The sequence below is a fragment of the Rubrobacter tropicus genome (assembly GCF_011492945.1).
GTDB lineage: Bacteria > Actinomycetota > Rubrobacteria > Rubrobacterales > Rubrobacteraceae > Rubrobacter_D > Rubrobacter_D tropicus.
The window spans coordinates 1,506,195-1,518,654 of sequence record NZ_CP045119.1; the positions used below are offsets into that span (position 1 = coordinate 1,506,195).

At 65.6% G+C, this 12,460-nt stretch carries 14 protein-coding genes and 1 tRNA gene; 7 read left to right on the forward strand and 8 right to left on the reverse strand.

Annotation, left to right across the window (positions count from 1 at the left end; all coding sequences use genetic code 11):
- Positions 1-84: 84 nt before the first annotated feature.
- Genes GBA63_RS07335 through GBA63_RS07355 form a run of 5 tightly spaced genes read right to left on the reverse strand, consistent with a single transcriptional unit; the run spans position 85 to position 3,944 of the window.
- Positions 85-573, reverse strand: coding sequence for a hypothetical protein (locus GBA63_RS07335; protein ID WP_166174830.1), 489 nt, complete (start codon positions 571-573; stop codon positions 85-87).
- 55 nt (positions 574-628) lie between these two features.
- Positions 629-1,585 (reverse strand): glycine betaine ABC transporter substrate-binding protein, encoded by a 957-nt coding sequence (locus GBA63_RS07340; protein WP_228282358.1) that lies wholly within the window; start codon positions 1,583-1,585, stop codon positions 629-631.
- Positions 1,582-2,241, reverse strand: coding sequence for an ABC transporter permease (locus GBA63_RS07345; RefSeq protein WP_166174832.1), 660 nt, complete (start codon positions 2,239-2,241; stop codon positions 1,582-1,584). Before GBA63_RS07345 ends, GBA63_RS07340 begins: the two co-directional genes overlap by 4 nt.
- 1 nt (position 2,242) lies before the next feature.
- Positions 2,243-2,974: an ABC transporter permease gene (locus tag GBA63_RS07350; protein WP_228282360.1), complete on the reverse strand. Its 732-nt coding sequence runs from the start codon at positions 2,972-2,974 to the stop codon at positions 2,243-2,245.
- Positions 2,967-3,944 (reverse strand): ABC transporter ATP-binding protein, encoded by a 978-nt coding sequence (locus tag GBA63_RS07355; RefSeq protein ID WP_166174834.1) that lies wholly within the window; start codon positions 3,942-3,944, stop codon positions 2,967-2,969. The genes GBA63_RS07350 and GBA63_RS07355 overlap by 8 nt, the downstream gene beginning before the upstream one ends.
- A gap of 176 nt (positions 3,945-4,120) precedes the next feature.
- Between GBA63_RS07355 and GBA63_RS07360 the strand changes: the two genes are divergently transcribed.
- Positions 4,121-5,203, forward strand: coding sequence for an NAD(P)/FAD-dependent oxidoreductase (locus GBA63_RS07360; protein WP_166174836.1), 1,083 nt, complete (start codon positions 4,121-4,123; stop codon positions 5,201-5,203).
- Positions 5,204-5,432: 229 nt separating this feature from the next.
- Here the strand turns inward: GBA63_RS07360 and GBA63_RS07365 are convergent, their stop codons facing one another.
- From GBA63_RS07365 to GBA63_RS07375, 3 genes are read right to left on the reverse strand one after another with little or no spacing between them, the layout of a single operon-like run.
- Positions 5,433-5,708 (reverse strand): hypothetical protein, encoded by a 276-nt coding sequence (locus tag GBA63_RS07365; RefSeq protein ID WP_166174838.1) that lies wholly within the window; start codon positions 5,706-5,708, stop codon positions 5,433-5,435.
- A gap of 29 nt (positions 5,709-5,737) precedes the next feature.
- A complete protein-coding gene (locus tag GBA63_RS07370) occupies positions 5,738-6,091 on the reverse strand; it encodes a hypothetical protein (protein WP_166174840.1) in 354 nt (117 codons plus the stop codon).
- A 43-nt stretch (positions 6,092-6,134) separates the two neighbouring features.
- Positions 6,135-6,563: a recombinase family protein gene (locus GBA63_RS07375; protein WP_323127034.1), complete on the reverse strand. Its 429-nt coding sequence runs from the start codon at positions 6,561-6,563 to the stop codon at positions 6,135-6,137.
- A gap of 12 nt (positions 6,564-6,575) precedes the next feature.
- Here GBA63_RS07375 and GBA63_RS07380 point away from each other — a divergent pair.
- The 6 genes from GBA63_RS07380 to purE all read left to right on the forward strand — a co-directional run bounded on the left by GBA63_RS07380 (position 6,576) and on the right by purE (position 12,458).
- Positions 6,576-6,649: transfer RNA gene (locus GBA63_RS07380), tRNA-Pro, on the forward strand.
- A 248-nt stretch (positions 6,650-6,897) separates the two neighbouring features.
- Positions 6,898-7,650: a ParB N-terminal domain-containing protein gene (locus tag GBA63_RS07385; protein WP_166174844.1), complete on the forward strand. Its 753-nt coding sequence runs from the start codon at positions 6,898-6,900 to the stop codon at positions 7,648-7,650.
- A 177-nt stretch (positions 7,651-7,827) separates the two neighbouring features.
- Positions 7,828-9,153, forward strand: coding sequence for an ABC transporter substrate-binding protein (locus GBA63_RS07390; RefSeq protein ID WP_166174846.1), 1,326 nt, complete (start codon positions 7,828-7,830; stop codon positions 9,151-9,153).
- 311 nt (positions 9,154-9,464) lie between these two features.
- Positions 9,465-10,751, forward strand: coding sequence for an adenylosuccinate synthase (locus tag GBA63_RS07395; RefSeq protein WP_166174848.1), 1,287 nt, complete (start codon positions 9,465-9,467; stop codon positions 10,749-10,751).
- A gap of 13 nt (positions 10,752-10,764) precedes the next feature.
- Positions 10,765-12,030 (forward strand): phosphoribosylamine--glycine ligase, encoded by a 1,266-nt coding sequence (gene purD, locus GBA63_RS07400; protein ID WP_228282495.1) that lies wholly within the window; start codon positions 10,765-10,767, stop codon positions 12,028-12,030.
- On the forward strand, positions 12,027-12,458 hold the full coding sequence (purE, locus tag GBA63_RS07405) for a 5-(carboxyamino)imidazole ribonucleotide mutase (protein ID WP_166174852.1): 432 nt from the start codon (positions 12,027-12,029) through the stop codon (positions 12,456-12,458). Before purD ends, purE begins: the two co-directional genes overlap by 4 nt.
- Positions 12,459-12,460 lie beyond the last annotated feature (2 nt).

Below are 12,460 nucleotides of genomic sequence, written 5' to 3' on the forward strand. Positions count from 1 at the left end.
CACACGGTCTGCTTCCCGCTACAAGCATCACATTATATGCTCAAGTTCACGACCGTTCAACAGCAGAACGGGTCCCGGCCCCGTTCAATCGGTGGCCTTGACGTAGTAGCCTTTGTTGTTTGGCGGGCCGTGGAAGTAGCCTATGTAACCCACGCCGGCGGTCGTGTTGAAGATCAGGGCTCCGCCGTTGTAGCGGAGCGCCTGCCTCAGGTCGATGAACTCGATCGACACGGCGTCGAGGTTTGCGTACCTGACCTTTAGGTGGCGGGTGATCAGGACGTACTCTTCCTCGCTGTGCGCGCGCGTGTCGATCAGAAGCCACGCGCCGCGTGCCCCGTCGCGCCGGTTCCTCCTCTCGTCGAGGATCTCGTACTCGGGCACCTCTTCCGGCCGCTCGAAATCTCCTATCCGTATCTCCGGCCCCGCCTCCGAGCGTGCCCCTTCTTCCGTCGCAGCGGCGGTTCCCAACGCCGCGAGCGGCTCCGGCGCGGCGCGCAGCTCGGGCGTCTCCACAGCCCGCACCGGCCCGTCGCCGGACCACCACACCAGGCCGGCCACGGCCGCGGAGCTCACGATAAACGCCAGTGCCGACGCGCGGGTCAGGGGGCGCCTCTCTGTTGGGGCGCGGTTATTCGATGATGCCAGCGTCTTCCAGGTGGCCCTGGGCGACGTCTTCCGGGTCCTCCTGCTCGAGGTCGACCGCGCCGTTCAGCTCGCGCATCTTGTCCGCGTCGAGGCTGGCCGAGACTTCGTTGAGGATCTTCTTGGCGTCCGGGTTCTTGTCAAGGAACTCCTGGGTGATGACCGGGGCCGGGTAGTACTTCGGCCAGATGTCCTTGTTGTCCTCGATCACCTTCAGCTCGGGGGAGGCGAGCTGGCCGTCGGTGGTGAACCCGATGCCAACGTCGGCCTCACCCTCGGCCAGAGCCTTGTAGCGGATGCCGAGGTCGTTGACGATCTTGATGTCCTTGAAGTCGAGCTCAGGGTAACTGTCCTGCATGTTCTTGTAGCCGTCCGAGCGGTTCTGGAACTCCGAATACGAGGAGAACACGAGCTCGTCGGACTGGGCGGCGAGGTCGTCCAGGTTCTCTATGCCCCGCTCGTTCGCCTCCTTGCTCAACATCACGATGCCGTAGTTGTTCTCGAAAGGCGCCGGCTCGAGCATTTGCATCGGCGTGTCTTTGCGGTTCTTGTAGAACTTGGCGACCTGCCTGTAGGTTTCCTCTGCCGACTTCGGATACGACTCCGGCGGCTTCTTCAGGATAGCCACGTAGGCCGTGCCCGTGTACTCGGGATAGACGTCTATGGTGCCGTCCTGGAGGGACTTGTCCATGACCTGCTCCGAGCCGAGGTCCAGCTTGCGCTCGACGTTGTAGCCCTCGTCTTCGAAGGCCTGGGCGTACATCTCGCCGAGGAGTATCTGCTCGGTGAACTTCTTCGAGCTAACCGTGATGCTCGGGCCGTCGCTGCTGCTGCCCCCGCCTCCTCCGCCGCAGGCAGCCGCGACGAACACCAGGGCGGTGATCAGCATGGCCGTTACCGCCCGGATAAACATTGTCTTGTTCTTCACTCTCTCTCCCGTCATTTGGTTGCTCTTCCTCTCTTCTGGGCTATACGAAGCCCCTTTGGGGTAAACGTGCGTTCGAGCGCGGCGAAGCCGAGCTCGGTGATAACCGCCAGGACCGCCACCGAGAAAGCCCCGGCGAGGGATATGGCCGTGTCGTTGCGCTGGAACCCCTCGACTATATAGTCGCCCAACGCGCCGCCGCCGATAAACGTCGCCAGGGTCGCGCTCGCCACCACCTGCACCGCCGACGTTCGGATGCCGGCGAAGATGATGGGGGCTGCTATCGGGATCTGGATGCCCGTGAGGACCTGGCGGCCCGAGAGCCCCATGCCCTTCGCCGAGTCCAGGATCTGGGCGCTAACCTGCCGCAGCCCCACCACCGCGTTTATGAGGATCGGCGGAATGGCGAGGAGCGTCAGGGCGAACAGCACACTGTCGAACCCTAGCCCGAAGACCGGGAACATCAGGACCAGCACCGCGAGCGAAGGCACCGCGCGCCCGATATTACCTACGTTAATGGCGAACGTGGAGGCCGCGTCCGAGCGGTTCACAAGCACCGCCACCGGGATGGCGACCAGCAGTCCAATAAGCGTCGCCAGTACCGTGTACTCGATGTGGATGATCAAGTTCTCGATAAAGTCCGGGCGTTGCAGGGTTTCGATAAACCTGTCCATCTTATGCCGCCCCCCTCGCCCGGCGGGCCCACGGGCTCATCATCCGTTCCGCACGGACGAACAGCAAGTCGGCCGCAATCGCGAGCAGGGTCGAAAGAACCGCCCCGGTTATGTACATGGTCGGGAAGTCGCGCTGGATGCCACTGAAAATCAGGACGCCTAGCCCGCCGGCCCCGATGTACGCGCCTATGACCGCGATGCCGATGACCGTGACGATAGCTATGCGCATCCCGGCTACTATTACCGGCAGCGCCAGCGGCAACTCGACCCTCCAGAGTATCTGCCGGTCGGTCAAACCCATCCCGCGTGCCGCGTCCTTGGTCTCGGGCGGCACCGAGTCAAGACCCGTCACCACGTTTCGGATAAGGACGAGCAGCGAGTAGAGCACGAGCGCTATGACTGCCGGCGTTGTGCCAGCGCTTAGCCCGACGACGAACAGCAGGATGGTGAACATGGAGAAGCTAGGAATCGTGTAGAAAAACCCCGTGAGCGCCGTCAGAGGAGGGTAGATCCTGCGGTAGCGCGCGGCGAGGATGCCGAGCGGCACCGAGATGAGGATCGCGATGGCGAGTGAGACGAAGCACAAAAAGATGTGCTGAAGAAACGCCGGCACCACGTCTTCGGTGAAGTTGTCGCCCAGCCATTCCCAGTCTATGAAGCCATCCTGCGCGCTCTCGGGGGCGAAGTCTTGCAGAAAGGCGAGCACCGCGGAACCGCTCGTTAGGCTAGCCACGCGGCGCCCCGGCGCCGTGGGAGATCTCCCTTATGGAGTTGAGCGTGATCGTGCCGCTCGAAGCCCCGTTGCCGTCGCCGTTCTGAACCACCACGCCCCTGTCCGCCCCCGCGCCGATGATCTCCGAAAGGGCGTCCCTCAGGGTCCACTCCTCCCGGATTCGCGGCAGGTCGTGTCCGTTGGCGGTCGGCGGGTCGAGGTCCACGTCGCCGACGCGCGTGAGCGAGAGGCGCTTGAGGACCCTGTCGCCGCCGACGAAGGACTGCACGAACTCCGAGGCCGGGTTGACGAGCACGTTCTCGGGCGTGTCGTACTGGGCGAGGATGCCGCCTTCTTTCAGGATGGCGATCTTGTCGCCCATCTTTATGGCCTCGTCTATGTCGTGGGTGACGAAGACGATGGTCTTCTTGATGTCCTGCTGGATTCTCAAGAACTCGTTCTGGAGCCTGTCGCGCGTGATGGGGTCGACCGCCCCGAAAGGTTCGTCCATGAGCATGATCGGCGGATCCGCCGCGAGCGCGCGGGCGACGCCTATCCTCTGTTGCTGGCCGCCCGAGAGCTCGGCCGGGTAGCGGTCGCGGTACTGATCCGCCGGCAGGCCGACGAGGTCCATGAGCTCGTCAACGCGCTCCTTCATCCTGCCCTTGTCCCATCCGAGCAGGTTGGGGACGGTGGCGATGTTGTCGGCGATGGTGCGGTGGGGGAAGAGGCCTATCTGCTGGATGGCGTACCCGATCTTGCGCCTGAGCTGCGTCCCGCTCATGGACGTGTTCGGCTCGCCGTCTATGAGGATCTCGCCCTCCGTCGGCTCGATGAGCCGGTTGACCATCCTCATGCTTGTCGTCTTGCCGCAACCGCTGGGACCCACCAGCACGCAGATCTCGCCGTCCTCTATGTTGAAAGTGAGGTCGTTTACGACGGGCCTGTCGGACCCTGCATAGGTCTTGCTTACGCCCTTAAACTCGATCATCGCGCGCTCCTGTTCGTCCGTCCGTAGCATCGCCTCCCATGAACTCTTCTTCTCTTCGGTTCCGTCATAGCGCCTCCTGCGGCGTTTAGGAATCGTTCCGGGAAGTATACGGCATTCTTGTGGGCCGAGTCCAAGCATTCCGCAAACATACTCTTTTCAGGGTATATAACGGTCGGGTGAGCGAGAGCCCCCGCAGACCCACGATAGCCCTGGCCGGAGGCGGCCACGCGAACCTCTACACGCTCCGCCGCACGGGCGAGTTGGTCGGCCGCGGCTTCGACGTGGTCCTGATAGATCCCGCAGAGCACCTCCACTACTCGGGTATGGAGACCGGCGTGCTCTCCGGCTCCCACGAACCCGGCGAGAACCGCATCGACATCCGCTGCCTCGTCGAACGCGGCGGGGGGCGTTTTGTGAGGGGACGCGTTGCGGAGGTCCTATATCGGGAGCGCGCCCTCGTTCTCGAGGACGGGCTGATCGTCCCTTACGACGCCGTATCCTTCTGCGTGGGAAGCGGGACCCCCGCCCGGGACGGCGCGATCCCGGTAAAGCCTATCGCGAACCTGGAGAGGGTCAGAGAGACGCTTCTCGCTCCGGTACCGGACGCGCCCCGCGTCCTCGTTGTCGGCGGCGGCGCGGCGGGTTGCGAGGTCGCCGCCAACGTCGTCGGCCTGCTGCGCGGGGGGAAGATGACGCTCGTCGAGGCGGAACCGGACCTGCTCCCCACCTCGCCGAGGGCCGCCCGGCGCGTCATGCTCGAACGTCTACGAGGCCCCGGCGTGGAGGTGGTCCTGGGCCAGAACGCGAACCTGCAACCAGGGGCGGCCGTCCTCCGGGACGGTACGAAGATAGAGGCCGACCTCGTCCTGGCCGCCACCGGCGTCTCGCCGCCCGGCCTCTTCCGCCGCTCACGCCTGGCGACGGGCGACGACGGCGCCCTGTGGGTGAACCGCCACCTCCAGAGCCCCAACGACGCGGGGATCTTCGGCGGCGGAGACGCCGTGGCCTTCCGCGGCGCCCGCCTGCCCCAATTCGGCGTCTTCGCCGTCCGTCAGGGCCCCGTCCTCTACCACAACCTCCAGGCCGTCCTGTGGGACGAGCCCCTCCGCCCATACAAACCCCAAAACCACTACCTCTACGTCCTCGACCTCGGCGACGGAACCGGCCTCGCCATCTACGGCCCGCTGACCTGGCGGGGTCGCCTCGCATTACGGATCAAGCACCACATAGACAAACGATTCGTAAAGGAGTTCAGCTAGTCAGCACGCCGCTTCGCCTCCGCTTTCAGCTTGTCAGCTTCTTGCCGCGCAGAGCCCGACCGGGCCGCGCATGGCGTGGCGGTTCGAGTACCGGGAGGCGTATCGGATACAGACGACTTGCTGACAGGCCGAAAGCCGCGAAGCGGCGTGCTGAGAGTCCCCGAAGGGGACGTGCTGAGAGGCGCGAAGCGCCGGGCTGACAAGCGGAGGCGAAGCCGGAGCGGGCTGACTAGCCCTTTTTTCCGACCCCGAGGAGGAGGTACAGGATCAGGTACAGCCCTATCGCGGTGAAGGCCACGGTGAAGAAGCTGGTCGGGTCCAGGTACTGCTGGATGGCGGGGACGGCGTTTATGAGGAGGGCGGCGGGGGATTCCAGGAGGGTGCCGAGGCTGTAGATGGCCCTGGTTACGGTGTTCGCGCCGCTGTTGATGCCGACGTAGACGAGGGCCACGTGGACCAGGATCAGCAGTATTACGAACCCCAGGATGGTGCGGATAAGCGACACTTTCTAGCCTCCTCCCTTCGCGGGCGTCGCTAAGAGGCGGCCCGCCTGTAACCCGACCTGTTCTCCCTGGTCGTCTTCTCGGACCCGTCGGGGGTGTGCCCGCTGGGCCCGCCCCTGTTCCGCCTGGCCGAGTCTTTCTGTCCGGCTCCGGACAGGACGAAGACGGCGCCGGCCACGAGGAAGCACAGCGTCCCGATAAGAAAAGTAACGCCGTCGCGCATCATGACGCCGGCCGCCCCGGCCGCGCCCGACACCCAGCACAGGGAGAAGAGGACGCCGGGCTCGCGGTTCTTGCCGTCGAGCGCCATGTAGATGCCAAGGGCGACCCCGGCAAGGCATACGACCAGGAGCACGGTGCCGATGACTATCAAGACAAAACTCACGGGCCAATACTACCCGACCGTAAAGCGTTTGACACAGGCCGGATCATCCCCGGGACATCGCCCGGCGGTAGGCTTTCATGGCGGCCAAAAACTCCTCCCACGAACGCCCGGGACTCTCCAGCCGGTTGCCGTACAGCGAGAGCTTGTGCACGAACTCGTGCAGGGCCGACTCGTCGTCCGAGATGCAGCCCGGCCGGGCGACGATCAGGACCTCCCAGTCCTCCTCTTCCTTTATGTTGTTGATCGCCTCTTTCAGGGCCGGCTTGTGGTAGAGGAGGGTGCCAGGGGCCTCCAGGTCCTCGTAGCGGGCCACTACCTCGTGGCCGTTCTCGGCCGCGAACGTCTCGCAGGAAGACGCCTGTTCCTCCCTGGAAGGCAACTGTGAGGCCGGGTCTGTCCTTATGTATAGGGCGGCTCGGGACACGGAAAACGGATGATAGCACGGCCTCCGTCTGGTATGATTTTGCCCCACGAAGAGGCGCGTCGGGACGTGGCGCAGTCTGGTAGCGCACTCGGCTGGGGGCCGAGTGGTCGCCGGTTCGAATCCGGCCGTCCCGACTCTTCGAGACCGCCTACAGAAGGAAAGGCCGCAAAAGCTTTGGAGACTATCTACCTGCTGCTCGGCATCGTCGGGTTCATGGCCGTGATCGCGGCCTTCTTCTTCGGCGGCTTCTTGCTGCTCGACTTTCTCTGGGGCCGCCGCGGCGGAGACGCCTGAGGCGGTTTGCCGGGGGCAAACCGTGCTGTCAGCTATCAGCGGTCAGCTTCTAGCCAGGACATCCGTCGGCGGCTCGGGACTCTAGTTCGTGATCCGATCTCTCAAAGACCTTCGCCTCGTCGAAACCGGGTGCCTGATCCTGCACGAGGCCCACGACGAGGCCCGCCTCGCCAGGCTCAAGTCCAGGGTCGAGGCCGAAGGCGAGCAACGTAACCCCGTCATCGCCTCGCCCTACGAGGACCGATTCCTCGTCCTCGACGGCGCCCACCGGGTCCGCGCCATGACCGAATTGGGCGCCCGCTTCGTCCTCGTCCAGCTCGTCGAACCGCCGGAGCGGGCCGAGGGCTGGGGCCACGTGGTCCGGGGGTTCGAGCCCGACGGGAGGAACGGGTTGCTGATCGGTGAGAGCCCCAACGGCGAGGTCGTCGCCGAGGTCGAGTCGGCCGCCGGGGAGACCGCCTTCGTCCTCTCCGAAGAGGGCGGCCCGCTGGCCCGGTCCCGCGTGATGTGGGAGTTGCAGGCGCTCTACCCGGAAGGGGCTTCGGTGCGGCGCATCGAGCCCGATGGGGCCGTGCGCCTCACCAATGGGGAGGCCCTGATCCGGTACGGCGCCTTCGCCCCGGAGGAGTTGGTCGAGATCGTCGCCTCCGGCTCCGTCCTTCCCGCCGGCGTCACCCGCTTTCGCGTCGAGGAGCGCGTCCTCGGCGTGCGCTACCCGCTGGAGAGGATGATGTCCGGCGAACCCCGCGCCCGCAACGTCGAGCTCAGGAGGTTCGTCGCGGAGCGCTGGGCCGAGAACCGCGTCCGCTACTACCGCGAGCCCGTGGTCCTTTTCGAGTAACGGCCTGGTGGCCGGTCCGTCGGCGGTGGTATAAATCCCGGCCAGCGGGGAAAGAGGTAGCGACGATCGTACTGTCGGGGTGCCGACGTGGGCCGGTCCGTACTCGGGCAAGCCCGGTCGCATCCCCGGCACAGACCGTCCGCCGGGGGGCTTTGGCGGATCGGAAGGAGCGGACGGATGAACGGGTTTACTGCGCGACGCGCGGGGCGCATGAGCCGCCGCGGGTTCTTGAGGATGGGCGGGGGGCTCGCCGGGGCCGCCGCGCTCGGGGGCGTCCTGGCCGGCTGTGGCGGCGGGGAAAGCTCGGGTGGGGCCGTCGAGATCACCCTCGGCTTCATCCCCGACGAGGCGGGCGGTTTGCAGAAGATTCTCGACCGCTTCAACAGGGAGAACAGGGGCGAGGTCCAGGTCAAGTGGCGACAGATGCCCGCCTCGAGCGCCGAGTTCTTCGAGCAGATGCAGGCAGAGCTGCAGTCTGGACGGTCGACGATGGACGTGATAGCGGGCGACGTCGTCTGGCCCGCCCAGTTCGCCGCGAACGGCTACATCCTCGACCTCTCGGACCGCTTCACGCCAGAGATGCAGAAGGACTACCTTGAAGGCCCCACCCAGGCCGTCCAGTACGAGGGAAAGACCTACGGCGTCCCGTGGTTCACGGACGCCGGGATGTTCTACTATCGCACGGACCTCCTGGAGAAGAGCGGCTTCTCCGAACCGCCCAAGACCTGGGACGAGATGAAGAGCATGGCCGAGAAGGTCCGCGCCGACCAGGGGACGAGGTTCGGGTTCGTCTTCCAGGGTGCGCAGGACGAGGGCGGCGTCGTCGACGCCCTTGAGCACATCTGGAACGCCGGGGGCGACGTCCTCGACGGGGAAAGGGTCATCATAGACAGCCCGGAGTCTGCCAAAGGGCTGAAGCTCAGGCGGAGCCTCATCACCGACGGCGTGGCGCCGCAGGCCTCCGGCGACTACACGACCCAGGAGTCGCAGGCGAGCTTCACCAACGGCGACGTCGTGTTCATGCGCAACTGGCCCTTCGTGTACGGGCTCCTATCCGACCCTGAGACCTCCAAGGTCAAGCCGGGGCAGGTGGATATAGGGGCGTTGCCGGTGGCCGGGGCGGGGGACACGAGCTTCAGCGGGCTCGGCGGCTGGAACTTCATGGTCAACGCCGAGGCCGAGGACAAGATCGAGGAGATCTGGGCCTTCATAGAGTACATGTCCGCCCCCGAGCAGCAACAGACCTTCGCCGTCGAGAGCGCCCGGCTGCCCACGCTGAAAAGCCTCTACGAAGACCAGCAAGTCCTCGACGAGCTGCCCGTCGCGAGGCTGGGCCGCGAGGCGCTGGAGAACACCAGGCCCCGGCCCGTCTCGCCCCTCTATTCAGACATGTCGCTGGAGATGGCCGAGCAGTTCAACGCGGCCCTCAAGGGAGAGGTCTCCGTGGAGCAGGCGCTCGCCGGGCTTCAAACGGGGCTGCAGGAGATATCCGACCAGGCGTAAAGAAGGCTTCAGGTTACAGGTATCAGGGATGCGGTTCAGGACGTTCGCCCGTGGTGTTCCGCCTTCCTGTCCCTCAAAACCTCATCGCTCCAACGCCTTCCCTGAGAGCCTCCGAAGGAGGCGACCCGAAACCTGTAGCCTGAAACCTTGAAATCGTTTCAAAAGCGTAAAACCATGTGCTACGCTGCGGGCGTGGCAGAGAGCGTCGGCCCCGACTGGATGACGAGGAGTTTGGCTCCCGGTCCGGCGTACTCGAATTCTTCGCGCCGCGCCTGTCCTGGAGTCCTGCACACCACCGCGGAGGTAGAGCTTTGACGGCCACGGTCGTGCTCGGGTTGGCCTGGGGGGACGAGGGGAAGGGGAGGGTGTGCGACTCCCTCGCCTCCGACGCCAACTACGTCTCGCGCTACTCGGGCGGCAACAACGCCGGGCACACCGTCCGCGTCGGCGAAGAGGAGTTCAAGCTGCACCTGATCCCATCGGGCATCGTGCGCGAGGGCGTGGTCTGCACCATCGGCAACGGGGTAGTCGTCAACCCGGAGGTTTTGGTCGAGGAGGTCGAGGCGCTCGAGGCGCGCGGTATCAGCGTCCGCGACCGGCTCAAGATCGACGGCCGGGCCCACCTCATCATGCCCTACCACATAGCCCTCGACTCGCACCGCGAGATAGCCTTGGGCGACGCCAAGATCGGGACCACCAACAGGGGCATAGGGCCCGCCTACGAGGACAAGATCGCCCGCTACGGCGTCCGCGTCCAGGACATCTCGGACGAGGGCATCCTCAAGACGAAGCTGAAGGCCGCCCTGCGCGAGAAGAACTCGATCTTCGAGAACGTCTACGGCGAGAAGCCCTACGACGTCTCCGAACTCGCCGCCTGGCTGCGCGGCTTCGAGGACTTTATCCGGCCGATGATGGCCGACACCGGCACCATGCTGCGAGAGGGCCTCGAACGCCGGGAGAAGGTCCTGTTAGAAGGCGGACAGGCCACCCTCCTCGACAACGACCACGGCACGTATCCTTTCGTCACCTCGTCGAACCCGACCGTTGGCGGGGCCGTTACGGGCTCGGGCATTCCGGCGGGGCAACTGGAGTACGTGGTCGGGGTGACGAAGGCCTACACGACGCGGGTCGGGGACGGGCCGATGCCGACGGAGCTCTTCGACGAGGTTGGGGACAGGATCAGGGATGTCGGGCGCGAGTACGGGACGACGACAGGAAGGAGCCGTCGGGTCGGGTGGCTCGACCTTCCCGCCATCAAGTGGGCGGCGTCCTTGAACGGGATCACGCACTGCGCCCTGACGATGCTGGACGTTCTATCGGCGGTCGATGAGATCAAGATCTGCACCGGCTACGAGGTGGACGGGAGGCCCTTCGACGGCTACCCGATGCACCAGACGGACCTCCACCACGCCCGCCCGGTCTACAAGACCTTGCCCGGCTGGGACGAGGACATCACGGGGTGCAGGATGAGGGGGGACCTGCCCGGGGCCGCGCAGGACTTCGTCGGGTTCGTCGAGGCGGAGGTTGGGGCTCCTTTGTGCATGATCAGCGTCGGGCCGGAGCGCGAGCAGGCTATCGTAGAGAGGATCGGGACCTAACGCCGTGCGCGTGATGGTGGTCGGCAGCGGCGGGCGCGAACACGCCCTGGTCGAAGCCCTGGCCGCGAGCCCGCTCGCCCCCGAGATGTTCGCCGCCCCCGGCAACCCGGGGATAGCCCGCATAGCGCAAGTCGCGGACATCCCCGTGGACGACCTGGTCGCCCTGCGCGACTTCGCCAAAGAGAACTCCATAGACCTGACGGTCGTGGGTCCCGAGACGCCCCTGATCGGGGGCATCACAGAGTGCTTCTGGGAGGAGGGTCTGAAGGTCTTCGGTCCCTCCCGCGCCGCAGCCCGCATCGAGGGCTCCAAAGTCTTCGCCAAGGAACTGATGCGCCAGGCCGGCATCCCTTCGGCGGACTTCGAGGCCTTCGACCGCGAGGAGGCGGCCCTCGCCTACCTCGCTACGCGCCGGGACTACCCGGTCGTCGTGAAGGCCGACGGGGCCGCGGCGGGCAAGGGCGTCACCATCGCCCACAACCGCGACGAGGCCGAGGAGGCCGTCAGGGCGTCTTTCGCCGGCAAGTTCGGGGCTGCGGGGGAGAGGATCGTTATAGAGGAGTGTCTCGAAGGGCGCGAGGCCTCCATCTTCGTCGTCACGGACGGGCGGGACATCCTCCCCTTCCTGCCGGCCCAGGACTACAAGCGGGCGTACGATGAAGACGAGGGGCCGAACACCGGCGGGATGGGGGCCTACTCCCCGATCATGTGGATGGAGCCCGCCACCTACGCGGCCATCCTCGAAGACATCATCCGCCCGACCATCCACCACCTGTCTCTTATAGGGGCGCCCTACACGGGCCTGCTCTACGCTGGCGTCATGGTCACCGAGACGGGGCCGAAGGCCTTGGAGTTCAACTGCCGCTTCGGGGACCCCGAGACCCAGGTGATCCTTCCGCGCCTCGGCTCCGATTTGCTCGAGATCATGATCGCGGCCGGCGAAGAAGACCTGGCGGGCCGCGAGGTAGTCTGGTCGGCCGACAAGACCGTCTGCGTGGTGCTCGCCTCGGAGGGCTACCCCGACTCTTCGCACTCGGGGGACGAGATCTCGGGCCTGGAGAATATCCCGGCCGGCGTCTACGTCTACCACGCGGCCACCGAAGAGGAAGACGGACGGTTTCACACCGCCGGCGGGCGGGTCCTGAACGTAGTCGGAACCGGGCCTTCCATCATCGAGGCGCGTGCCCGCGCCTACGCGGCGGTCGAGCAGATCCACTTCGAGGGCATGCAGTACCGGACCGACATCGCCCTGGAAGCCATAGAACTGGAAGACCTGTGAGTCCAACCGTGGGCATCCTCGTCGGCAGCGACGCCGACCTTACATCCGTGGAAGGATGCACGGACCGCCTGGATGGCTACGGCGTGGAGTTCGAGGTAGAAGTCCGCGACGTTCACACCAATCCCGAATCCGTCTCCGAGTACGCGGGCACAGCCAGGGCGCGCGGGCTCAAAGTCCTGATCTGCGCCGCCGGCATGGCCGCGCACCTGGCAGGAACCGTCGCCGCCCGCACGGATCTACCCGTAATCGGCATCCCTCTATCCGCCGGAACGCTCGGCGGCTTCGACGCCCTGCTCGCGACCGTCCAGATGCCGGAAGGATCTCCGGTGGCGACGGTGGCAATAAACGGCGCTGCCAACGCCGCCGTGCTCGCGGCGCAGATCCTGGCTCTCTCTGACTCCGAGTTGGCGGAGAGGTTGGAGGGATAAAA

Coding starts and splice junctions, on each gene's coding strand:
- purD (WP_228282495.1), top strand. CDS start 10,765: ATGGTGGTCGGCAGCGGCGGGCGCGAACACGCCCTGGTCGAAGCCCTG.
- GBA63_RS07390 (WP_166174846.1), top strand. CDS start 7,828: ATGAACGGGTTTACTGCGCGACGCGCGGGGCGCATGAGCCGCCGCGGG.
- GBA63_RS07345 (WP_166174832.1), bottom strand. CDS start 2,241: ATGGACAGGTTTATCGAAACCCTGCAACGCCCGGACTTTATCGAGAAC.
- GBA63_RS07340 (WP_228282358.1), bottom strand. CDS start 1,585: ATGACGGGAGAGAGAGTGAAGAACAAGACAATGTTTATCCGGGCGGTA.
- GBA63_RS07355 (WP_166174834.1), bottom strand. CDS start 3,944: ATGATCGAGTTTAAGGGCGTAAGCAAGACCTATGCAGGGTCCGACAGG.